General features: G+C 44.2%; 17 protein-coding genes. 8 read left to right on the top strand and 9 right to left on the bottom strand.

Annotation, left to right across the window (positions count from 1 at the left end):
* Positions 1-115: 115 nt before the first annotated feature.
* The 4 genes from AB4133_RS03485 (at position 116) to nhaA (ending at position 5,801) form a co-directional block, all read left to right on the top strand.
* Positions 116-787 carry an ABC transporter ATP-binding protein gene (locus AB4133_RS03485; protein WP_017060385.1) on the top strand — a complete coding sequence of 224 codons (672 nt, stop codon included), beginning with the start codon at positions 116-118 and terminating at the stop codon, positions 785-787.
* Entirely contained in the window at positions 768-3,221 is a 2,454-nt protein-coding gene (locus tag AB4133_RS03490; RefSeq protein ID WP_372148302.1) for an ABC transporter permease, read from the top strand. Before AB4133_RS03485 ends, AB4133_RS03490 begins: the two co-directional genes overlap by 20 nt.
* A complete protein-coding gene (locus AB4133_RS03495) occupies positions 3,211-4,359 on the top strand; it encodes a lipocalin-like domain-containing protein (protein ID WP_017068753.1) in 1,149 nt (382 codons plus the stop codon). Before AB4133_RS03490 ends, AB4133_RS03495 begins: the two co-directional genes overlap by 11 nt.
* A 275-nt stretch (positions 4,360-4,634) precedes the next feature.
* Positions 4,635-5,801: a Na+/H+ antiporter NhaA gene (gene nhaA / locus AB4133_RS03500; RefSeq protein ID WP_010441484.1), complete on the top strand. Its 1,167-nt coding sequence runs from the start codon at positions 4,635-4,637 to the stop codon at positions 5,799-5,801.
* A gap of 223 nt (positions 5,802-6,024) precedes the next feature.
* Here the strand turns inward: nhaA and AB4133_RS03505 are convergent, their stop codons facing one another.
* Together AB4133_RS03505 and AB4133_RS03510 are read right to left on the bottom strand one after the other, a co-directional pair.
* The gene (locus tag AB4133_RS03505) at positions 6,025-6,636 is read right to left on the bottom strand and encodes an OmpA family protein (RefSeq protein ID WP_017070607.1); all 612 of its coding nucleotides are present in this window, start codon (positions 6,634-6,636) and stop codon (positions 6,025-6,027) included.
* Positions 6,636-7,943, bottom strand: coding sequence for a TolC family outer membrane protein (locus tag AB4133_RS03510; RefSeq protein WP_372223981.1), 1,308 nt, complete (start codon positions 7,941-7,943; stop codon positions 6,636-6,638). The genes AB4133_RS03505 and AB4133_RS03510 overlap by 1 nt, the downstream gene beginning before the upstream one ends.
* A gap of 761 nt (positions 7,944-8,704) precedes the next feature.
* Between AB4133_RS03510 and AB4133_RS03515 the strand changes: the two genes are divergently transcribed.
* The 3 genes from AB4133_RS03515 to fabV all read left to right on the top strand — a co-directional run bounded on the left by AB4133_RS03515 (position 8,705) and on the right by fabV (position 13,085).
* Positions 8,705-9,334 carry a TetR/AcrR family transcriptional regulator gene (locus AB4133_RS03515; protein WP_017065403.1) on the top strand — a complete coding sequence of 210 codons (630 nt, stop codon included), beginning with the start codon at positions 8,705-8,707 and terminating at the stop codon, positions 9,332-9,334.
* A 55-nt stretch (positions 9,335-9,389) separates the two neighbouring features.
* Positions 9,390-11,672 carry an acyl-CoA dehydrogenase gene (locus AB4133_RS03520; RefSeq protein WP_017071963.1) on the top strand — a complete coding sequence of 761 codons (2,283 nt, stop codon included), beginning with the start codon at positions 9,390-9,392 and terminating at the stop codon, positions 11,670-11,672.
* 210 nt (positions 11,673-11,882) lie between these two features.
* Complete coding sequence (gene fabV / locus AB4133_RS03525; RefSeq protein ID WP_372130089.1) at positions 11,883-13,085, top strand: enoyl-ACP reductase FabV; 1,203 nt, start codon at positions 11,883-11,885, stop codon at positions 13,083-13,085.
* Positions 13,086-13,391: 306 nt separating this feature from the next.
* Here the strand turns inward: fabV and AB4133_RS03530 are convergent, their stop codons facing one another.
* Complete coding sequence (locus AB4133_RS03530; RefSeq protein ID WP_017060395.1) at positions 13,392-15,074, bottom strand: aspartate:alanine antiporter; 1,683 nt, start codon at positions 15,072-15,074, stop codon at positions 13,392-13,394.
* A gap of 249 nt (positions 15,075-15,323) precedes the next feature.
* A complete protein-coding gene (locus AB4133_RS03535; protein ID WP_009847069.1) occupies positions 15,324-15,587 on the bottom strand; it encodes a GrxA family glutaredoxin in 264 nt (87 codons plus the stop codon).
* 406 nt (positions 15,588-15,993) lie between these two features.
* On the opposite strand from AB4133_RS03535, the gene AB4133_RS03540 reads away from it, so the two are divergent.
* Complete coding sequence (locus AB4133_RS03540; RefSeq protein ID WP_372223982.1) at positions 15,994-17,286, top strand: iron-containing alcohol dehydrogenase; 1,293 nt, start codon at positions 15,994-15,996, stop codon at positions 17,284-17,286.
* A gap of 124 nt (positions 17,287-17,410) precedes the next feature.
* On the opposite strand, the gene AB4133_RS03545 is transcribed toward AB4133_RS03540, so the two are convergent.
* From AB4133_RS03545 to AB4133_RS03565, 5 genes are all read right to left on the bottom strand, one after another.
* Positions 17,411-18,265 (bottom strand): MurR/RpiR family transcriptional regulator, encoded by an 855-nt coding sequence (locus AB4133_RS03545; protein WP_004734686.1) that lies wholly within the window; start codon positions 18,263-18,265, stop codon positions 17,411-17,413.
* 358 nt (positions 18,266-18,623) lie between these two features.
* Positions 18,624-20,267, bottom strand: coding sequence for a pyridoxal-dependent aspartate 1-decarboxylase PanP (gene panP / locus AB4133_RS03550; RefSeq protein WP_017060397.1), 1,644 nt, complete (start codon positions 20,265-20,267; stop codon positions 18,624-18,626).
* Positions 20,268-20,385: 118 nt separating this feature from the next.
* A complete protein-coding gene (locus AB4133_RS03555; protein ID WP_017065407.1) occupies positions 20,386-20,913 on the bottom strand; it encodes a hypothetical protein in 528 nt (175 codons plus the stop codon).
* A 173-nt stretch (positions 20,914-21,086) separates the two neighbouring features.
* Entirely contained in the window at positions 21,087-21,992 is a 906-nt protein-coding gene (locus tag AB4133_RS03560) for a lysine exporter LysO family protein (RefSeq protein ID WP_017071961.1), read from the bottom strand.
* A gap of 54 nt (positions 21,993-22,046) precedes the next feature.
* Positions 22,047-22,967 (bottom strand): HDOD domain-containing protein, encoded by a 921-nt coding sequence (locus AB4133_RS03565; RefSeq protein ID WP_017066065.1) that lies wholly within the window; start codon positions 22,965-22,967, stop codon positions 22,047-22,049.
* Positions 22,968-23,296 lie beyond the last annotated feature (329 nt).

Raw genomic sequence — 23,296 nt, forward strand, 5'->3', positions numbered from 1 at the left:
CGCACCAATCGCATCACTTTATCGTTGGCGTGTGATCTATCTTTCAAAATACTTCCTCCTAACAGGGAATTAGTGTAGATTCTCCTTCCAAATTCTAACTAATGCGAGCTGTTTAATGTTAAAGCTGTCAGACCTATGTAAAGGCTATGTCGATGGGGGGGAGTTTCACCCTGTTTTGCAAGGTGCTGAATTAACATTAAACCAAGGTGACCAGCTGGCATTAATGGGAGAAAGCGGTTCAGGTAAAAGTACTTTACTGAATCTTATCGCGGGCTTAGACCTAGCGGACTCAGGTGAAATCGCTTTTCCTCACTTCAATATGCACGACTCAACCGAGCGTGACCGCACCGCTTATCGCAGAAACAACATTGGCCATATTTTTCAGCAATTCAACTTATTGCCAACGTTAAATATTGCCGATAACATCCGTTTTTGCCGCCAGTTAAAAGGCTTACCTGAAGACAAAGGTCTCTGGAGACAGATTCTCTCTGCTTTAGATCTTATGCCTTTACTTGGCCGTTACCCTGAAGAAGCGTCTGGTGGCCAACAACAACGTGCGGCCATTGCGCGTGCGCTTTATATGGAACCAAAAATATTGCTGGCCGATGAGCCGACCGGTAGTTTAGATGAGCGTAATGCAGAAGCGGTAATGCGTTTGCTGACCTCTTTGGCTCGTCAATTAGAATGTACGTTGCTGTTGGTAACACACAGTGAAAAAGTAGCTCTGCATATGGATGGTAGGATCCGTCTACAAGGAGGACAACTGCATGTTATGGCCCGTAGTTAAGGCACTACTCGGTCACTATCGACGTTACCCACTGCAGATTATTTTGGTATGGCTTGGTTTAACCCTCGGCGTATCACTTTTGGTTGGTGTTACTGCTATCAACCAACACGCCAAGCAAAGCTATGCACATGGCGAAAAGCTCTTTTCGAATCCTCTTCCTTACCGCATTCGACCAAAACACAACGCCAATAAAATCCCGCAAGGCTTTTATATCCAGCTTCGCCGTGAAGGTTTTCAACAGTGTTCTCCTCTTGATCACCATCGTATCACTGATGAAAATGGCGCAAACTTCATGGTTGTCGGTATAGATCCTGTTTCTATGCTTCAGCTACAACCTGGTATAGCGTTAAAAGATCTCACCGCTTTGAACCTCATGAAGCCACCATATCCAATCCTTGTCAGTGATGATCTTGCTGAACACATGGAATGGCACAACGGTGATTACATCCCTTTGATGGATGGTTCTGAACTTGGTCCTGTGGTTGTTGATCAAAATAATATGATTAATGGTACAAGGTTGATTGCGGATATCTCCTTGCTCCGAATGCTTAAACGCAGTGCTGGGCTTTCAGTGATTGCTTGTTCAGACATGCCCACTGAGAAGTTTGAACGTCTTAAAAATATGTTACCTAATGGTTTGACGATCTCTCGTAGCTCTAAGGCAGAGCTTGAGTCGCTGACCAGTGCGTTCCACTTAAACCTAAAAGCGATGGGTATGCTGTCGTTTGTGGTTGGCTTGTTCATTTTCTATCAAGCAATGTCGCTTTCTTTTATTCAGCGTCAACCGTTAGTCGGGATTTTAAGACAAACGGGTGTGTCTGGTTGGCAACTGACTAAAGCGCTCTGTTTAGAGTTACTGCTATTGGTTTTACTGAGCTGGATCTGCGGCAATGTATTTGGCGTGATGCTAGCAAACCAATTGTTACCTGCCGTATCTTCAAGCTTGGGCGATTTATACGACGCTAACGTCGGCTTAACGATCGACTGGAATTGGCGTTGGAGTGGTTACAGCTTACTGATGGCATTGATTGGTGCTTTCTTAGCGTGTGCGTGGCCACTGGTTCGTTTACTTAAGTCTCAACCGATTCGTCTGTCTTCTCGTTTGTCTTTGATGCGTTTTGCGGGTACCGAGTTCACTTGGCAAGCGTTGATTGGCTGTGGCTTCTTGGTTGCTGCTGTTGCTGTGTATCAAGCCCCTCAGACTCAAGAAACGGGTTTTGCGATTATCGCGCTAATGCTGATCAGTGTGGCGCTATTTACCCCGTTTTTGATGTGGAAGTTATTTAACAGCCTCTCTTATTCTTTGCGTTGGGTTCGCGCTCGCTGGTTCTTTGCTGATGCTGCTTCCAGTATGAGTTACCGTGGCGTGGCGACGATGGCGTTTATGTTGGCCTTAACAGCCAATATTGGTGTAGAAACCATGGTCGGTAGCTTTAGAGATACCACTGATAAATGGCTAACACAGCGTTTGGCTGCCGATCTGTATATCTACCCAACCAACAATGCCGCTGCTCGTATGAGTAATTGGTTATCCGACCAACCTGAAGTGGATTCGGTTTGGTGGCGTTGGGAGAAAGATGTGGCGTCTCCAGTTGGTAGCATTCAGGTGATCAGTACGGGTCCTTCTGAAGGTGAGCTAGAAGCGCTGACGATCAAATTAGGTATTCCGAATTACTGGTATCACTTACATCACTCTAAAGGTGTGTTGATCAGTGAATCGATGTCTCTCAAGCTGGGGATTCGCCCTGGCGACTACATTGACCTCTATGACAGTCTCGGCTCTGGTTGGCAGGTTGTCGGTGTTTATTACGATTATGGTAACCCTTACCATCAAGTCATGATGTCGCATCGAAACTGGCTGTATGGGTTTGCAGGGCGGGGTAATGTCGGCCTTGGGGTAATACTCAAAGACGATGTGAATTCATTAGGGCTTCGCAGCCGATTAGAAAGCGTATTCAGGCTTGGCTCCGAGCGCGTTTTCGATAACAACAATATTCACAGTCAAGCAATGCGGGTGTTCGATAGGACGTTCGCGATTGCAGATACATTAGGTAACATCACCTTGGTTATCGCCGTCTTCGGTATTTTCTTTGCGACGGTTGCGGGAGAAGTGTCTCGCCAAAGGCATATTTCCTTGCAGCGCTGTTTGGGTGTCTCGGCGAAAGAGCTGATCCTGACAGGTAGTTTGCAGTTGTTTGTGTTTGGGCTTATTTCCTCCTTAATTGCGATTCCGCTCGGATTGGCGTTAGCGAGCCTAATTGTTGATATCGTGATAAAGCAGTCTTTTGGGTGGTCACTCGAGTTACAAGTGATTCCTTGGGACTATTTGCAGACATTTGCATGGGCCATGGCAGCATTGATGCTAGCTGGTGCTTTACCAGTGATGAGAATGATTCGGAACACTCCGATGAAGTCACTGAGGGATGCGCTTTAGTATGTTTTTACGGAATACTTCAACTAAGTTAAGACAACGAATCCTGTCTTCTCTGCTATTAATCAGTTTCTTCGGCATCTTTTTAAGTGTTTGGGGTTATTACTCCTATTTCATCGATCCTGGTGAAAAGGGCGTGAATGAAGTTAACTCAATATTGGTTAATGAACACTTCAATGTGTTCGAACCTGTTTTGCCAGACCGTAATGTTTCGCTACCACAAGATTTTAAGTTCCACCCAGAGTTTCAGCACGAGTGGTGGCATTACTTTGCATCTTTGAAAGGTGATGATGGTAAAGACTATTCGGTCCAGTGGAGCTTTTTCCGTATCGCAACGGACGAACGTGAAACACCAGGGTGGCAAAGCCCTCAAGTCTATATCTCAAATGTAGTGGTCTCTTCTAAGTCCAAAGTATGGAAAGAACAGCGCATGGCTCGTGGCGGCATTGGCCAAGCGGGAATGACTAATCGTCCATTCAGGCTTTGGATTGATAACTGGAACTGGCGTGCACTCGGCAACACCCCATTCCCAGGACGCCTTCAAGTGCAAACAGACACGTTTGGACTTGAACTCGACACCATTGCAAAAGGGCCCTATGTGCTCAACGGCGATAACGGTTATCAGAAAAAGCACGACTTATTACCTGTCGCGTCTTATAACTTCAGCGCTCCATTTTTATCGTTGAGCGGTGTGTTGAACCTAGACGGCGTTACCAAGGAAGTGGAAGGAACTGCGTGGGTACATAAAGAGTGGGGCAGTGGCTTACTTGGAGTGGGCCAACAAGGTTGGGATTGGTTTGTATTTAACCTCGATGACGGCACAGCGCTGAGCATTAACCGCTATCGTCATAACCAACAGTTGCCTTACATATTCGGGACATTAGCAACGCGCTCAGGCAAAGTTTACCAATTAACGGAATCCGACATTTCCATTCAACCATTGCAAAATACAACGTTGATGAATGGAAGACGGATGCCTTTGCAGTGGATCATTAACGTCCCTAAGCATGATATCAACCTCACAACGCGTATTATACGCAGGGATATGTGGCTTCCATTTGTCATACCATATTGGGAAGGGCCGATTAAGGCGAGCGGGAGCCATGAAGCGACAGGCTTTATGCAGTTAACTGGCTACTAAAAAACACCTAAGGCTATAATTTGATAGCCTTTTTTTATGCCTGCGCCTTTTAGCGTCCCCCAATGAATTGTGCATACAGGTTCGATGATCTCATCTATACTTAATTCATGGTGCATAACAACATTATGGAATATACGACGTATTGTTTAGTATTTGTAGGAAAAACCGAAGTTAAACATCCGAAGAAGTGATTATCTATCGATTACGCTTGGATATAAACTCATGGTTATTCTTTGTTATTCGTTTATTTAAATAATAAATATAAGGGCGAAATCATGACCGACGTCATCCGTGACTTCTTTAAAATGGAATCTGCTGGCGGCATCATACTAGTCATCGCTGCGGCGATCGCAATGTTTGTAGCAAACTCACCACTGAACGAAATGTACCAAGGCGTATTGCATAGTTACGTTCTTGGTATGTCTGTGTCTCACTGGATTAACGATGGCTTAATGGCTGTCTTCTTCCTTCTTATCGGCTTAGAAGTTAAGCGCGAACTTTTAGAAGGCGCATTAAAGTCTAAAGAGACAGCAATCTTCCCAGCTATCGCAGCCGTTGGCGGTATGCTAGCTCCGGCACTTATTTACGTGCTATTTAACTCAAGTAACCCAGAAGCGCTTCAAGGTTGGGCTATCCCAGCGGCAACTGATATTGCATTCGCATTAGGTATCATGGCGCTTCTTGGTAACCGTGTACCGGTTAGCTTGAAGGTGTTCCTATTGGCTTTAGCAATTATCGATGACCTTGGCGTTGTTGTTATCATTGCACTGTTCTACTCAGGCGACCTATCAACGCTTGCGTTAACGGTTGGTTTCATCGCAACTGGTGTGCTGTTCATGCTAAACAACAAGCATGTAACTAAGCTGAGTGTGTATCTCATTGTTGGTGCAATTCTGTGGTTTGCAGTATTGAAGTCTGGTGTTCATGCAACGCTGGCTGGTGTAGTGATTGGTTTTGCTATCCCACTGAAAGGCAATAAAGGTGAACATTCTCCGCTGAAGCATCTAGAACATGCTCTGCACCCATACGTCGCTTTTGCAATCTTGCCAGTCTTTGCTTTTGCAAACGCAGGTATTTCATTGGAAGGTATCTCAATCTCAAGCCTAACAGGTATGCTACCGCTTGGTATCGCTATGGGTCTATTGATTGGTAAGCCTCTTGGTATCTTTGCATTCAGCTGGGGTGCGGTGAAATTGGGTGTTGCTAAGCTCCCTGAAGGTGTGAACTTTATGAACATCTTCGCAGTATCTGTCCTGTGTGGTATTGGTTTTACAATGTCTATCTTTATTTCATCACTAGCATTTGGCCCAACGAATGTAGAGTTTGACACACTAGCTCGACTAGGCATCCTGATGGGATCTACAACAGCTGCAATTCTAGGTTACTTCCTGCTAAGCGTTTCTTTACCGAAAACAGCAAAGCAACAAGAAGTAAAACTATAATCAGCGGTAGGCTCGTTTAACGGCGAGCCTATTCACTGATTAACAAGCTAACTTCTGAGTAGCAAGACGAGTCACAGAATCATCCTCCCCGATTCATGTGACAGCAAAGAACAAAAAAGCCGTGATAGGGTTTTCTATCTCGGCTTTATTGATCTTATAACTAAGCTGCTGTTGTTCGACACTCGCTCTATGTCACATCTAGATCCACAGTGACAATGTCACGCTATTTTTCAAGCGTGGTAAATATGGTCCACTCCTCGACGATTTGTTCACTTAACCCTACCACCGTCGCTGTTACCTTACGGTTCAATGCGTGTGAAGTAGGGTCGTCGCCATCGCTTTCTAGGCGCTCTTCACCATAGCCGATAATTCGCACTCGCTCTGGTTCGATACCATTCGACAGTAACTCGTCTTGAACATTGTTTGCTCGTTTTTTTGATAGGTCTAAGTTGTACTCGTTAGAACCCACTTTACTCGCATAGCCTTGTATTTCAATCGAGGCACTTTTGTAGGTTTCAAGAAACTCTGCCATCGTGCTGATCTGGTCTGAGAAGATCGGGTTCACTTCAAATGAGTCATGAGCAAAGAGTATTTTTAGTTGTCTGACTTCTTCCGCAAGAATCGTTTCTCCACAACCATCATTGTCGACTTGTGATGTCTCAGGCGTACCTGGACAGATATCACGAGCGTTCACCACACCATCTCTATCATCGTCTTGCAGGTCTGCAATCTGTTCTGCTTCAGGTGTCTCGATATAAGCCTCTTCCTGCTGGTTTGAACAGGCAAATAAAGTCATCGTTAACACGGGAAGTAATAAGTAAGGTATTTTCATCATTAATACTCCACTGCCGTTGTCCACTCGTCTGGAATGTCGACCAGTAGAGCGTTCAATAGAGAGCCTGTCGCGTTCATTACACGGTATTTAGCGTACTGTTCAGAGTAATGCGCATCTAAGTAATCTTTGCGGGCTTCAAACAATTCGTTTTCAGTGTTAAGCAGATCCAGTAGCGTACGTTTACCGATTCGATATTGTTTCTCATAAGCGATAACGGTTTCTGACGCCGAATCCACGTGATCAGACAAGAAGTTCTTTTGTTGCAACGTCAGATCCAATGCACTCCAAGAGAGGCGAAGGCCTTCTTCAACTTGTCGATAAGCACGATCTCTTAGATCTTTTGCTTTATTGAGTTGGTAAGCTGCAGCTTCTGAATTAGCACTATCGGTACCACCGTTGTAGAGGTTATATCGCATGCGTAGCATCGCGAGGGTCTCTTGACTTGAGCCTTCATCGCCACCTGCATCATCACGCCACGACTGAGAAGCCTCGATGGAGAAGGTAGGGTAGTTCACGCCCTTTGATTGTTTGTATTGGAAGTGGGCTGAATCGACATCTGCGTTTGCAACTTTGATCACTGGGTGTTGGTCTAATGCATCAACAATGGCGTCAGTTAACGACAAAGGAATTTTAGAAATATCGGCTCTTGGGTAAATTAAGCCTAGCGGTTCTTGACCCACCACTCGTCTAAACTGGGTGTGGGTATCGATCAAATTATTCTGTGCGGCCAACAAATTACCATGAGCCTTCGCAATCCTAGCTTCTACCTGCGATACATCAGCTGTCGAACCTATGCCTGAATTCGCTCGTTTCTTTATGTCTTTATAGATTTTCTTGTGTATTGAAAGATTACTTTCTGACAGTGCCAGCACTTCAGTGGCTTTCACTGCATCTAGATAGATTTGTGTTACCTCCAGCGCTTTGTCTTCGGCATCCGCGATCAATTGCAAACGTACCGACTCGGCTTCTGCGGCGGTACGATCAATGTCGTTCAGCGTAGCGGAACCATCCCACAGCAATTGAGTGAGGGAAATCGTCGCTTCCTTTCTTGTGAGATCGGTATCGGGGCCGTTATTTGGTGCAGGGTTTATGCCTTCGTAACCAATACCAGCATCCAGGTCGATACTAGGTCTATAAGCACCACCTGCGGCGTCATTTCGTTTCCGTACACTCACAAACTCATTAAAGATACTCTTTATCTCAGGATTGGTAGCCAAGGTAATGGCTACGGCCTGTTCTAAAGTTTGAGCAGAGAGTGGAGCTGCAATAACTAAGCAACACATAATAGGTAATTTCAACAGTCTCAAAGTAGGTCTCCTTCTACTTTTAAAAGCTCCCGCCGCTTCCCAACAAGCGTTTAACTACTTAATTGAAAAGGGTATTAAACGAAGCTTAGGACATCTGCAAGAAATTGCTAAGTTTGTTGGCTTTATTTCGAATGTAAGTCTCTATCCTTATTGATTAATTTAACAATAGTAGCAAGTGGCAAGCTTCGAATGGATGCACCGTAAATAGAGGAAACGTAGTATTAGGTTTGGACTCAGATAGGTAAACGTTGGCTAGTAGGTTGTTTGAAATACGAGTTCCAGTGATAACAATGTGCCAAGCATGGTAGTTCGACTCTTAGGAAGAAATGACAGCATATAAAGAGGCGGTCGCGCTGTTCAGGTTGTAGTTAGTAGCTGTGAAGAGGGGTAAGTAAGGCTCACTCTCGTCCCAAACAACAAACAAAAAAAAAGCCCAAACCAACGTGGTTTGGGCGGATACAAGTATAGGAGTTAATAAGGAAAATGCAGTAATTAAGAAAGCAGTGAGAAGAACAAGTTTGACGGCCTGTTAAACTTCTAAATACGCTGTTTTCTACCTAATTTAGGACTCTCCATTTCCATTTCAGTTCCAAGAAAATTCATTATTTTTTTATTTTTTTATAAACACACAGCGATTCAATCGTTTAGTGCTGAGTTTTATTAACTGGTACGACCAATTTGTGAAAATGTGATGTTGCTTGCTTGTTAAATAAATGTACTAAGCGTATATTTCAAACAGTTGTTTAATACGAGTGATTGAAATGGCACCAAGAAGTACAACCAAAGACAAAATCTTAGATGTGGCTGAAGGCTTATTTGCTGAGCACGGTTTTAATGACACCTCTTTACGTACGATTACGAGTAAAGCGAATGTCAACTTAGCTTCAGTGAACTATCACTTTGGCGATAAGAAGACTCTGGTTCGTGCGGTACTCAATCGTTACTTAGAAGCATTTATGCCAGCACTGCAAGATGCATTAGTGAACTTAAACTTGAACGAAACGTATTCTATGAGTGACGTGTTTGAGTCGTTGAGACAGCCACTAAGAGCACTTAATGATGTTAGGCCAAATGGTACAAGCCGATTCATGTTACTTATCGGCAGAGGCTATACGGATGTGCAAGGACACTTGCGTTGGTTCATTACTACTCGCTACAGCGAAGTACTTTCTTTGTTTACGACATCTGTAATGAAGGCGAATCCGAACCTCACTCAAGAACAGTTATTTTGGCGATTACACTTCACCCTAGGGACTTGTGTATTCACCATGGCATCAAGTCAGGCTCTGGTAGAAATTGCAGAGAATGACTATGACAGAAAGATAGATGCTAAGGCAGTGGTCGATATTCTTATTCCATATTTAGCCGCAGGCATGTCAGCAGAAGAATAAAACAATAAAAAGCGAAACATTCACAACCAATATAGTGAACAAAAGGATCTGAACTATGAGCTCTCTAAGACAAAAATGGGTAAGTGACCCAGCTTTTAAACTCTTTAAAAAAGTACTACCACCACTATCTAGCACCGAGAAAGAAGCGATGGAAGCGGGTAGCGTGTGGTGGGACGGAGAGCTGTTTTCTGGTAAACCAGATTTCACTAAGCTGCATCAATACCCAAAACCTCAGCTGACAGCAGAAGAGCAATCGTTCATGGATAATGAGCTTGAAACCTTGCTCGCTATGCTTGATGACCACCAAATTGTAAAAGAAGATCGAGACCTTCCTGAAGAGGTGTGGAACTTCTTACGCAAAGAGCGTTTCTTTTCGCTAATTATTGCGAAAGAGTATGGCGGTCGTGAATTCTCAGCACACGCTAACTCAACTATCGTAACTAAGATTGCGACTCGCAGTATCAGTACTGCGGTTTCAGTAATGGTTCCAAACTCTCTTGGTCCTGGTGAGCTGCTGTCTCACTACGGCACTCAAGACCAAAAAGACTACTGGCTACCTCGTCTTGCTGACGGTACAGATATCCCATGTTTCGCACTAACAGGCCCAGAAGCGGGTTCTGATGCGGGTGGTATCCCTGATGTCGGTACTGTGTGCATGGGCATGCACGAAGGTAAAGAGACGCTAGGTATCAAGCTTAACTGGAACAAACGCTACATTACACTAGCACCAGTGGCGACGGTACTTGGTCTGGCTTTCAAACTGCACGATCCAGAAAAGCTACTGGGTGACAAAGAAGACATTGGCATCACTTGTGCGCTAATCCCGGCTGACCACGAAGGTGTTGTGATTGGTGAGCGTCATGACCCACTTGGTCTTGCGTTTATGAATGGTCCAACACGCGGTCACGATGTATTTATTCCTATGGAATGGTTAATCGGTGGTGCCGATTACGCAGGTAAAGGCTGGCGTATGCTGGTGGAATGTCTGTCTGCAGGTCGTGGTATCTCATTACCCGCACTTGGCACGGCGATGGGCCACCTAACGGCGAAAACGACCGGCGCATACGCTTATGTTCGTAAGCAGTTCGGTATGTCGATTGGTAAGTTTGAAGGAGTTGCAGAGAGTTTAGGTCGTATTGGTGGCTTAACGTATCTACTAGAAGCGACTCGTACACTAACAACTACTTCACTCGATATGAAAGAGAAGCCGGGTATCGTTACGGCTATCGCGAAATATCACATGACAGAAATGGCGCGTACTATCCTGAATGATTCAATGGATATCCACTCTGGTCGTGCAATTCAAGATGGTCCAATGAACTACTTAGCTGCGCCTTACCTAGGTATTCCAGTTGCTATCACAGTAGAAGGTGCGAACATCTTAACTCGCAACCTGATGATCTTCGGTCAAGGTGCGACACGTTGTCACCCATACGTGCTAAGCGAAATGGAAGCGGCAGCAAACCCAGATGAGAAGCAAGGTGCGAAGGATTTCGATAACTTGTTGTTCAAGCATATCTCTCACGCAACTAAGAACACGTTTGGTGCGTTCGGTGCGGCATTGACAGGCTCTAAGTTCATTAAAGCGGATATGAGCGGTCCAACGAAGCCTTACTACCAAGACTTAACTCGCTTGAGCCGTGCGCTTGCAGTGAGTGCGGATTTCGCAATGCTTACACTAGGTGGCGAACTGAAACGTAAAGAGCTTATCTCTGCACGTCTAGGTGATGGTCTAAGTTACCTATACATGGCGTCTGCAGCGCTTAAGAAGTATGAAGATGAAGGTCGTCAACAAGCTGACCTAGACTACGTACACTACGCGGTTCAACACTGTTTCCATAACGCGGCTAAATCGCTACAAGAAGCGTACAGAAACTTCCCGAACAAGATGGTAGGTAAAGTACTTAAAGGTCTAGTTTTCCCTGTCGGTAACCACTTTGAAAAACCAAGTGATAATCTAACGGTACAACTGGCAGAAAGCTTGATGACTCCGGGTGCACACCGTGAACGTCTAACTCACCTTTGCTACATAGGCAAAGAAGAAGAGGATAGTGTTGGCCTAATGGAGAATGCGTTCAATGCGATGTACAGCATCAAGCCTCTCGAACGTAAGATCTTCAAAGCAGTGAAAGAGGGCAAAGTGGCTCGTAAAGGTCTATTGCAAGATAAACTTGCTCAAGCACTGGCGGCAGATGTTCTTACTCAAGACGAAGTTGACCAAATCATTGCAGCAGACAAACTTCGCTACGCAGCGATTCAAGTTGACCACTTCAGTCATGATTACAGTGAAACTTTGACGCGAAAAGAGTTAAAACCTAAGCTAAATAGCGTTGCTTAGATAAAGAAATGACAAAAGGCACCTTATTAGGTGCCTTTTTTTGTTTTTGTCGTAGAAGTTGCAATAGAGGCGTTAACAAATGGTGACTTAGTCAGCAAATATTCACTGAGTGCTCCAACCACTTGCATTTTCGCCACATTTTTACAGAAATTAGATGCCATTTGCGTACGAAACTTTTATCCTTAACCTGATTTTTTAAGGAAGTTGAATATGATCATCAAACCTCGAATTCGCGGATTCATCTGTACTACAACACATCCAGTCGGTTGTGAAGCTAATGTAAAAGAACAAATTGCTTACACAAAAGCTCAAGGCCCAATCGCAAACGCACCTAAACGTGTACTAGTTGTTGGCTCTTCAAGTGGCTACGGCTTGTCTTCACGTATTGCGGCTGCATTTGGTGGCGGCGCTTCAACTATCGGTGTTTTCTTTGAGAAAGCCGGTACTGAGAAAAAGCCTGGCACAGCTGGTTTCTACAACTCAGCAGCGTTCGACAAGTTTGCTAAAGAAGAAGGCCTATATTCAAAAAGCCTGAACGGCGATGCTTTCTCTAACGAGGCGAAACAGAAAACAATTGACCTGATCAAAGAAGATCTAGGCCAAATCGATATGGTTGTATACTCACTGGCGTCTCCAGTGCGTAAAATGCCAGAGACTGGCGAAGTAATTCGTTCATCTCTAAAGCCTATCGGCGAAACGTACACGTCAACTGCGGTTGATACGAACAAAGACACAATCATCGAAGCAAGCGTAGAGCCTGCAACTGAAGAAGAGATCAAAGACACTGTTACTGTAATGGGCGGTGAAGATTGGGAACTTTGGATCAATGCTCTTTCTGAAGCTGGTGTTCTAGCGGACGGTTGTAAGACGGTTGCTTACAGCTACATCGGTACTGAACTAACGTGGCCAATCTACTGGGATGGCGCACTAGGTAAAGCTAAGATGGATCTAGACCGTGCAGCGACAGCGCTGAACGAGAAGCTAGGCCAAACTGGCGGTACTGCAAACGTTGCTGTTCTTAAGTCTGTAGTGACTCAAGCAAGTTCTGCAATCCCTGTAATGCCTCTTTACATCGCTATGGTGTTCAAGAAGATGCGTGAAGAAGGTATTCACGAAGGTTGTATGGAACAGATCTTCCGTATGTTCAGCCAACGTCTATACAAAGAAGACGGCAGCGCGCCAGTAGTGGATGAAGTGAACCGTCTACGTCTAGATGACCTTGAGCTTCGCGAAGACATTCAAGATCACTGTCGTAACCTATGGCCTCAAATCACAACTGAGAACCTAAAAGAACTGACTGACTACGTAGAGTACAAAGAAGAGTTCTTGAAGCTATTTGGTTTCGGTGTTGAAGGTGTTGATTACGAAGCTGACGTTAACCCAGCTGTTGAATTTGATGTAGCTGACATCTAATTCAAGTTATCGAATCTAAACGAAATAGGCGCTCATTGAGCGCCTATTTTTTTGTCTGCTATTTGGTTCAAGAGATTAAGAGCAGATATGGGATTCGAGTGGCGGGATGCGAAGAGATTTAAGAGCGGATACGGCTACAGCGATTCGAAGGGGGACAAGAGTAGAAATAAGGGATGAAGAGAGTTAAGAGCAGGAGTGGGGAAGAAGGCTTGAACCGCTTAAAACAGGTTATAAAAAATGCACTAACCCAAAGTGAATTAGTGCATTTGAAATATCTAAGCTTGGCTGCTTTTAATGCAGCAGATGCTAGCTAATTATGATGATGAAAGTACCTGCTAAGGTCATCAATATATTGGCTATCGCATAAGTACCCGCATAACCCAGAGCCGGAATCGTTGAGCGAGCGTGGTCATTTACGATGTCCATCGCTGGAGCGCAAGTTCGCGCGCCAATGATTGCACCGAACAACAAAGCTCGGTTCATCTTCAATACGTAAGCGCCAACCAAGTAAGCGAAGAATACTGGCAGCACACTCACTACTAGGGCAATACCTATTACCTGTGGGCCAACTTGGGTTAAGTGCTCAAATATCTTACCACCGGCGCTCAAGCCGATACCGACCATAAAGAACATCAAACCGAGGTCTTTGACCATGTTCAGAGCACCTTGAGGCACATAACCGAAAGTAGGGTGGTTCGCTCGTAGGAAACCAAGCATGATGCCCGATAGAAGCAGGCCAACCGCGTTACCTAGCCCAAACGATACCTGACCGAATGTCATGGTGATCAAACCAAACAAAATACCCAAAATGAAGAAGCTACAGAAGGCCATCAAATCCGCCATTTGGCTGTGGATTGAGATGAAACCAATTTTCTCAGCTAGGCCGTGCACTCGACTCTTTTCACCACTCACCTGTAGGACGTCACCTTTAGAAAGCACGATGTTTAAGTCCATCGGCATTTCAATCTGAGCACGTACTACGCGGTTAAGGAAACAGCCGTATTCAGACAGGTTTAAGTCTGATAGGCGCTTACCTGCGATACTGTCACTCTTAACGACGATCTCTTCTTCCACGATACGCAGATCGAGAAGGTTACGGTCGAAAACTTCTTTACCGTTACGGAAGCTTGGGTCTAGACGAGCGTGGCTATCTGGGAAACCAACCAATGCGATCTCATCGCCTTCTTGCAGAATTGCATCACCATCTGGATGGGCAAGAATACCATTACGTCGAATACGCTCGATGTAACAGCCTGTTTGGCGATAGATGCCCAGTTCACGCAGATTCTTACCGTCAGTCCAAGAGATGAGCTCTGGTCCCACTCGATAAGCACGAATAATGGGCAAGTAAACCTTACGCTGACCTGAAGCGCCTAACCCACGTTCTTGGGCGATTTGCTCTGCCGAGTCGTGTAGGTTCACTTTTTGAAGTTTTGGAATCAAGCGAGCAAACATAATCATACTGATTAAGCCAACCAAGTAAGCCATCGCGTAACCGACTGAAAGGTTTTCGATAATCAGGCTCAAGTCCATGTTTCTTGGTAATTCTGCAAGCCCAGAATTCAGAGCATCTTGAGCACCTACCAATATCGGCGTTGCTGTTAAGGCACCTGCCATCATGCCTGCAGATAAACCAAAGCCTAGGCCAAGGTAATGACTACTGAAATAGGTTAGGGCAATTGCGGTAGAAAGTACCACAAGGCTCAGAATGAGGTAGTGCTTACCGTCTCTGAAGAAGATACCGAAGAAGTTTGGTCCAGCTTCAATGCCAACACAGTAGATGAACAGCATGAAACCAATGGTGAGCGCATCTGCGTTAAAAGAAAAGCCAAGATGTCCCATGATAAGGGAAGTAATCAAAACACCGATTGAATTACCAAGTTGGAGGCTACCGAAACGAATTTTACCAATGGCTAATCCAATCGATAAAACAACAAAGATGAGGAGAATGGGGTTTTGTTCTAACAGAAAAACAACGTCGATATTCACGGTGGTCGCTCAATAATTGGCGTGGAACACAGGGTAAGTTTGAGAGGTGAATTGTATCTAAATATAAATAAATTATAAGCAATATTTTGTTAATTTACTTGATTTTGACCTTATTCTTATTCCGTATGAAAACTGGTCATAAAAAAGCCCGCTACAGTGAGCGGGCTTTCTATAAATCGTACAGTCTAACGCCTAAATGGGTCAGCTGTTTAAGGCTTTAGCCCTGATTCTCGTTTGAGAAATCCTAGCTTAGTCGAAAAGACCTAGGTTTTCTTTTGCGTATGCTTCAAATTCTGTGCAGCCGCCGATGTGGTCTTGGTCGATGAAGATTTGTGGAACTGTATCGACAGGTTTACCAACAGTCTTCTCTAGATCAGCTTTGCTGATACCTTCAGCGTGGATGTCAACGTAACGGTAGTTGAAGTCATCGCGTTTAGCTTTAAGAGTTTCAGCATGCTCTTTTGCACGAACACAGAATGGGCAAGCAGGGCGACCAAAAATAACTACAAACATTTAATTTCTCCTAAATACGGGATGAGGCTCGTTAACTCGATTATGTTAACTATTCTTTAGTGAATGCCACTCAAAATTTCATAAAACCAACTATGCCTCAATGCCATGGGGAAATAAAGATGGAATTACCTCTTAATACAATAGGTTTTGTCTATCAGAGCAAATAATGGTCACAAAAAGGATCCATGCTGATTTCTGATGGGTATTCAGATTGATTACCCTTAATTTAAGAGTGTGAATTACCCCTAAGAATACGACATTAATCCATCTTTAATGCGACAAGTTGCACCTCGTCAAAAAAAGCGCATACAGAACGAGGCATCTTAATACTGATGCACTATATAAAGGCTAAATTCCACTAACCAAGAGTTCGCAGTTTTGTTCGGTCATAGGCGCAGGAGGCACCATGTTTCAATTTATGACATCTACAAAGATCATCTTTGGTGATGGAGCACTTTCCGCTTCATTGTCTCTCTTTAATCAATATGGCTACAGCGTGCTATTGGTTACAGGCAATACATTAGAGCGCACTTCAATTGTTACTGACTATCTTGATGCGCAGAGTATGCGTTATCAGCACATTGCCGTTTCCGGTGAACCTAATATCAAAATGGTTGAAGAGGCGGCTATTTCTGCTCGTCGATTTAAGCCAGATATGGTTGTCGCCATGGGGGGCGGTAGCGCCATCGATATGGGCAAAGCGTTGGCTGCGGTTTTACCTAATCAAGGCAATTTATATGACTATGTTGAAGTGGTCGGGCGTAATGTTCCTCTTAAAACCAAACCACTTCCGTTTATCGCAATTCCAACCACAGCGAGTACCGGCGCCGAGGTCACTAAAAACGCGGTGCTGAAATCAGGCCAAGACCAAGTAAAAATCAGCCTGAGAAGCCCAGACATGCTGGCCGACGTTGCGATTGTCGACCCAACCCTAACTCATGGAACCAATCTATATATATCTGGGCGAGGTGCGATGGATGCCTTTACTCATCTAATGGAAGCCTACGTGTGTGGTCAACCGAATCCGTTAACCGATATGATTTGTGAAGAAGGGCTGCGTAAGTTGAGTGGTTCTGTGGTTAAAGCGTGTGTTTATGATGAGCCTCAAGCGCGTTCTGATCTTGCTTTCGCTTCTATGCTCGGTGGTATGGCGATAACTAATGCCAAGCTTGGCGCAGCCCATGGTTTAGCCTCCGCACTAGGAGGTAAGATTTCTGCGCCTCATAGTGTGATTACCGCGCGTTTAGCGCCGTTTGTGATGTTGGAGAACATAGCCGTTGCAAAAGAGCAGCAAAGAAGCGACATCCTAGCGCGTTATCAGCGAATCGCTCAGATAGTAACAGGTAACGTAGAAGCAATAGAAGAGGAGGCAATTTCTTGGTTATCGGAAGTGCTTGATACGCTTAAGTTACCCAACTTGTTGGAATTTGGTGTCTGTGAAGCCCAGTTTGATGAGGTGTCTGCCGACGCGCTCAAATCAGTGGCGATTAAAGGAAACCCTTTGCCGCTTAACCAAGAGAGGCTCGTGCATATTTTGAAGCAAGTATGCGAGAAGTGCAGTTGTAGAGAAGGGCATCATGAGGGAGCTTCAATGAATCAAATTGGGCAAGAGCCAGCTGTCGAGTCGAGCTTTACCATTATCAATTCTTATGCGTCCGAAAACAGCGTGGTTGAGAAGGGCAATAGTTGGACTATCTAACGGTCTTAAACTTGTTCGTTGTATAAGTCATTTTATACAGACAAATAAAAACGGAGCTCTAGGCTCCGTTTTTTTAATTCAACTTGTTCTCTGGTCATCTGTTTTCAGTTCATGACTAAGCAGATTAGAACTGAGAGTACTTCTCGTAACGTGAATCACGAAGTGACTCTTTGACGCGCTTTAGGTTCTCTCTGAAACCAGAACCACGACGTAGCGTAAAGCCTGTCGCTAGCACATCGATAACCGTCATCTGAACAACGCGACTTGCCATTGGCATGTAAACGTCAGTGTCTTCTGGAACATCCAGAGAAATAGACAACGAGCTCGCTTTATCCAGTGGAGAATCTTTTGCTGTGATAGCAATAACTGTCGCACCGTTTTCACGCGCTAAGTTTGCAATCTCAACTTGGCTTTTAGTGCGGCCAGTATGAGAGATAAGAACAATAACGTCGTTATCACTGCAGTTAATGCAGCTCATTCGTTGCATCACGATGTCTTCGAAACATGTGATTGGGATATTAAAACGAATAAACTTGTTTTGAGCATCTTTGGCGACAGCAGAAGAGGCACCCAGTCCGAAGAACGAAATGCGTTTTGCTTGAGTCAGCAAGTCAACAGCACGGTTTACTTGCATCGCGTCTAGACTGTTTTTAGCAACGTCTAGACAAGCCATAGTTGATTCGAAAATCTTATGCGTATAAGCATCTGGACCATCATCTTCTTCAACATTACGGTTCACGTAAGGTGTACCGTTTGCCAAGCTTTGAGCTAGGTGAAGTTTGAAGTCAGGGAAGCCCTTTGTGTCTAATCGACGACAGAAGCGGTTAACTGTAGGCTCACTCACGTCAGCCATTTTAGCTAAGGTAGCAATGCTAGAATGAATTGCAGTTTGAGGGGAAGCCATAATTACTTCGGCTACCTTGCGCTCAGACTTGCTGAAATTTTCCAGGTTTTTTTGTATTTTTTCTAATGTATTCATAGTGTTCACAAGGGTATAGAGAACAACTTGCTAGTTAATATCTTTTACCAGGGGGTATGGCTGAAGCAAATATCAGTAAACACAAAGCCGATGTATATTCGGTTTCGTAAATACTGCTGCGTCAAATAGATATCAAGCTAACTAGCACCATAGAGTCAGTATAAACCCAACATACTATTTACTAATACAAAAACAGGGCATGAATGCTTAAGAATATGACAAACCTCAACAAAATTTTAGAAAACTACAGAATTGGAAGAGAGTTTGAGCAAAAAGAATGCAAAATGGGTATGAACTGACAGCTTAGTTACATCAAAAAGAAAGAAATTTTCAATTTGATGCAACTAAAATTGAATGACTATGCGTTGATTTGCGTAACCAGTTTGTTTATTTTGCCCATCAAGTTTGGTGCTAGTTTAGAGATCTCACGCTGTTCTTCAAGCACTGACGAAAGAATGTCATTGCCTGTTAGTGGGTTTGCTAATACCACGCGGAAAACGATGATTGGCTGATGTACCCATGCTTCAGGGTTTAAGCGTGTACGTGACACGAAAGACTTACCTGTTTCACGCTGCTTCTTCTGAATAAACTTAGTCAGCTCATTGAGCAACTCATTCAGTTCGACACGATGTTCAGGCTCAGCTTTAAGCAGTGCCGCTTTGACTGACTCAGGGACATAGCGATAAGTCAGTAGGCAAAGCTCAGGTTCTGAAACCAGCTCGAAGTCGCTCTGATCTTTAATTAGGTCGGCAAAGTAGCGCGCTTTGTTGATGCTTTGGTCGATCAGCAGTTCATAACCTGGGCGGCTAATGATGTGCATTGCGGCGTAAACCAGCATTGCCATACCTGAACGAGAACCTTCTAACGTATGGCTGCCTAAATCTTTTGAGCCTTTACGAAGAATGTATTGAGCATGATGTTCAATCGCAGTCATCGCATCTGGCTTCTTAAACAGAACCATACCCGCACCCATAGGGATATAAAGCTGTTTATGCGCATCAATCGTGACTGAATCCGCCAGTTCAATACCATCAAGTAGGTGACGATGATTGTTAGACATCAGAGTCGCACCGCCCCAAGCTGCATCAACGTGGAAATGACAATCGGATTCGGCACACACCTCAGCAATGTCTCTTAGCGGGTCGATATTACCGGTTTCGGTTGTACCAGCCACACCAATGACGGCGAAAGGTTTGATCTTGTTCTGCTTGAGCTGCTCGATCTTGAGTCTTAAATCATCAGTACAAATACGGTTGTCGTTATCTGTTTTAACAGACACTAGACCTTCTTGACCAATACCAAGGACATCCGCGGCTTTTTTCAGAGAGTAGTGGCCACGTTCAGAGACTAAGATGGCAAGGCCTTCGTAGTCGTAGTGCTTCATGGCTTTAAACAGGCCTTCTTTTTCTACACCTTTGAACGAACCTTGCGCTTTTAGTGCGTTGTTACGTGCAACCCAGAGCGCTGTAATGTTCGCGATGGTACCGCCAGAACAAAACGCACCTAAAGAGTGGTTTGCGCTGTGCATCCAACGAGAATAAAACTGGTCACTATCTTGATAAATCAGGCGATGTAACATGCCCAGAACTTGACGTTCTAGGGGAGTGAAAGCTTTTGAGGTCTCGATTTTTACTAGATTCTGATTCAACGCAATCATGATTTTTGAAAGCGGCATCAGGAAGTACGGCAACGCAGAGGTCATATGGCCAATAAAACTTGGCGAAGACGTGTGAACCGAATGAGACACAAGAGAATCGAGGAGATGCTCAGTATGTTCAGAAACAAACTCAGGCTGCTCTGGGATATGAGCATTTGAAAAATCTTTCTCAATTTCACGCAGCGGCTTTTCTTCAGCCACAATATGTTCACGTAAGAATTGATTCAGGTTTCGTGAAAGTTTGTCTTCAATTTGAGTGAGTGTTGAATCTGGGCCTTCAGGTACCGTGAAGATACGTAGAAGACTGTCGAAGCTAACATCTGCTGTTTTTTGTTCCGTAACCATAGCAAGCGAGTTATTTTTCTAATATTGACGCGAGCGGGACAATCTAAACGAAAACGGGAACAATGTCCCGTCTTAATTATGAAATCCAACTTCTCAAAAAAGCATATTAAATGCGGGGTTATTTACACTTAATCGCTTCAAGTTTACTGATCGACTGGTTGTAACGCTGCAGCGCTGAGTCGATTTGCTTAGGGTGACTAAGCAGCTCTGCAAAGGCAGAACGTAGTTCGTAGTTTTGAGCGTGAGGCGTTGATTGGCGGTCATCGAATGTTGTTTTCGCGATTTTACCAAGCTCATCATCACGTGTTGATAGCGTTTTAATGTCGTGTTGCTCAAGTTGCAACCAACCTTCTACAGGTTGCTCTGTTGCCACTTTGCTTGAATCGTTCACAAGGTAGTAGTTAACCGCAGCACGATTCAGCTCAAAGTGGTGCTTACGACCTTCTAGGAACCACTCACTCACTTCTGTTAGCTCTGGATATTGCTCAGAGGTTAATGCAGCAAGGTCGGCATACCAATTCAAAGAAGCGTCGATGTACGCATCATATTTTTTTGCTTGGCACTGGTTTGTCTCAGACATTGAATCTGCTGCAAAAGAGAAAGTAGAAGTTGAAGCTAGCAGTAATGCGACGCAAAGGCGTTTCATAGTGGTTCCTTTTGTAAGTTTATTCTTTTTATAACTTTGTCGTTACAGGTTACCGTGATCGTTATTTGTTGAGCAATGACACTTAGTGTCTTTTTATTTCGGTAACTGTATCGGTGTCTGGGCATTGGTATTCGAGTTGCATTCTAATCTAAAACAAACGCTATTCCTGCGATCTAGTTAGCAAGAGATACAAAGAACAACATCAATATCGGAACAAGCAAACTGAGGATAAAGCCACTGACGATAGCGATAGGCACACATCTAACGCCGCCTGTTGTTTGAATGACCGGTAAGGTGAAGTCCATCGCAGTCGCACCAGCATAACCAATGGAAGTGCATGGGTAGCTGCGAATTAGCACTGGAATCAGTACCAAGGCAACTAACTCTCTTAACAGCTCAAGCATGAAAGAAGCGCCACCATAGACAGGACCAAAGGCGTCACCCATTAAGATACCAGCCAGAGAGTACCAACCAAATCCAGAAGACATTGCCAAGGCTTTGAACAGAGGGATATCTAGGATGTAAGCCGCGATTACACCACCTAACATTGAGGTGATGATAATGGTGATTGCGATAACCATACCGTGCTTGTTGAGTAAGATCTGACGAAGTGTGAGTCCGCTATTACGCAGCTGAATGCCGATAAAGAATAGAAGAACAAACAGAATCCATTCGCTTGCGGTATCAACCCAATCAAGGCCAATAGGCAGCACTAAGCCAGCGATTAGCCCTGAACCTACCACTAAGATGAGTTTTGCAGATTCCATCGCCATAGAAGAGAGGGGAAGCTTCTTCTTGCTACTGTCGGTTTTGAGTGGCAATAACTTATCAATAGCGGGCAGTGCCATTAGGTTACATACGCTTAAGCAGACAAAGAAAGTGACGGTATATAGAAGGATTGTCTGCAGGTTACTGCCTAGGTTATCGAGGGCGGCTAAGCTTAGTCCCATTAACGCCAGAATCACGTAGATCAACCGCGATGTTGAGCGGTTGATAAATTCTAATGTCTGAGCGTTCGAAATTGCAAAAAGATACCCCACGACGAGTGGCGCAAATATAAAGATCATCCCTGTAAACATGCTTTCCCCATTGCATTTACTTCATATTACACTTACTTGTAATTTAACAGTGACTTAGAAGCCGCTAGTATTGATCACGTCGCTTAGCTTTGCATTAAAATCATGCTTGCTCAAGTTGCTTAATTTATAAAGCACCTCTGCACCTGTCACGTTAAGTTCAACTTCGTGATCATCGATGTTCTCATCCTTGTTTCTGAACATCAGCAGGTGGTTAGCGATTCGAGCGATATCTAAGTAAGAGACTTCACGCTGTTCGTGGTTATTGATGGTATTGCTGCACACATCAATAAAGTCGCTGTCGAAGCCCCAACGGTTAAGCACCAATTTACTGGTAGCAGAACATTGGCCTTGGAAGATTTGTAGAGCGATGTCGTGATCTAGGTAATTGCCATTTTCGAGGTAGAGGTGGTATTCGCTAACCAAACAGAACAAACCAATATCAGCCAGTAATCCAACAAGCAGCGATTTTTCATGCTCAAGGTAACGGTATTCAGTAGGGGAGAGCTCTTTGAAGCTGTTGGTAACAAGCACCATAGTAGCGCCCAGCTCTTTTGATACAGAAGCGCTCTGAACCAATACCTTATTACATTCTTTACTGAGGTTGACTGAGTGTTTGAGTTGCTCAATAGCCTGAGCCGTCACGATGTCACGTACTCTTAATATGCCAAGGCGCGACACCGCCGTCATAATATCAACACAAGTAATATTACGTCGGTTAAAGACGACAGAGTTAGCCACACGAATGACAATAGCAGCGAGGCCTGGGTCTTCGAGTAAGCACTCGGCAACGTCAGCAATCCCAGTTGATTCAAGGGTACAAAGCGATTGAATCTTCAGTACAACGTTAGGGATAGGAGGAAGTGTTATTTTTCCCGCTGAGATAGAATGTCCAACAAGTTGGGCAAACTCTGATTCTAGACCCTTTAAGAGAAGAGTCTTATTTTGAGGTAGCCAGAAAAACGATAAATGATTCATATAAAAAGTAAAAACAGGTCTGTCCTGCCATTTTACAAGCCACGATGCTGCGAGGCAATACTCACCCGTCTACATAACCTTTAATAATTTGAACCGGTGTATCACTAGGTGTCCAAATTCAAGCATGGTTTGATAGTTTACTGTGAAGTCAATCATGAAAAACCGGAATGCTCAATTGATTGATGTGAACTAAGTCCAGACTTATTTTTCTTTTCGAAGTATGATTTATTTAAAGGTGAAAAACGAAACCATAATATTCACCTATAGAATAACAAAATAGATTTAAAATTTTCGCATAACAAGCTGCTTGTCTGGTGATCAACCTAATC

The sequence above is a fragment of the Vibrio sp. 10N.286.52.F8 genome, from assembly GCF_041468745.1.
Classification (GTDB): domain Bacteria; phylum Pseudomonadota; class Gammaproteobacteria; order Enterobacterales; family Vibrionaceae; genus Vibrio; species Vibrio crassostreae_C.

Bases quoted from the DNA above. Each gene is read 5' to 3' on its own strand.
- AB4133_RS03520 (WP_017071963.1), top strand. From the start codon at position 9,390: ATGAGCTCTCTAAGACAAAAATGGGTAAGTGACCCAGCTTTTAAACTC.
- AB4133_RS03535 (WP_009847069.1), bottom strand. From the start codon at position 15,587: ATGTTTGTAGTTATTTTTGGTCGCCCTGCTTGCCCATTCTGTGTTCGT.
- AB4133_RS03555 (WP_017065407.1), bottom strand. From the start codon at position 20,913: ATGAAACGCCTTTGCGTCGCATTACTGCTAGCTTCAACTTCTACTTTC.
- AB4133_RS03560 (WP_017071961.1), bottom strand. From the start codon at position 21,992: ATGTTTACAGGGATGATCTTTATATTTGCGCCACTCGTCGTGGGGTAT.
- AB4133_RS03505 (WP_017070607.1), bottom strand. From the start codon at position 6,636: ATGATGAAAATACCTTACTTATTACTTCCCGTGTTAACGATGACTTTA.
- nhaA (WP_010441484.1), top strand. From the start codon at position 4,635: ATGACCGACGTCATCCGTGACTTCTTTAAAATGGAATCTGCTGGCGGC.
- panP (WP_017060397.1), bottom strand. From the start codon at position 20,267: ATGGTTACGGAACAAAAAACAGCAGATGTTAGCTTCGACAGTCTTCTA.
- AB4133_RS03545 (WP_004734686.1), bottom strand. From the start codon at position 18,265: ATGAATACATTAGAAAAAATACAAAAAAACCTGGAAAATTTCAGCAAG.
- AB4133_RS03515 (WP_017065403.1), top strand. From the start codon at position 8,705: ATGGCACCAAGAAGTACAACCAAAGACAAAATCTTAGATGTGGCTGAA.
- fabV (WP_372130089.1), top strand. From the start codon at position 11,883: ATGATCATCAAACCTCGAATTCGCGGATTCATCTGTACTACAACACAT.
- AB4133_RS03490 (WP_372148302.1), top strand. From the start codon at position 768: ATGTTATGGCCCGTAGTTAAGGCACTACTCGGTCACTATCGACGTTAC.
- AB4133_RS03495 (WP_017068753.1), top strand. From the start codon at position 3,211: ATGCGCTTTAGTATGTTTTTACGGAATACTTCAACTAAGTTAAGACAA.
- AB4133_RS03565 (WP_017066065.1), bottom strand. From the start codon at position 22,967: ATGAATCATTTATCGTTTTTCTGGCTACCTCAAAATAAGACTCTTCTC.
- AB4133_RS03485 (WP_017060385.1), top strand. From the start codon at position 116: ATGTTAAAGCTGTCAGACCTATGTAAAGGCTATGTCGATGGGGGGGAG.
- AB4133_RS03540 (WP_372223982.1), top strand. From the start codon at position 15,994: ATGTTTCAATTTATGACATCTACAAAGATCATCTTTGGTGATGGAGCA.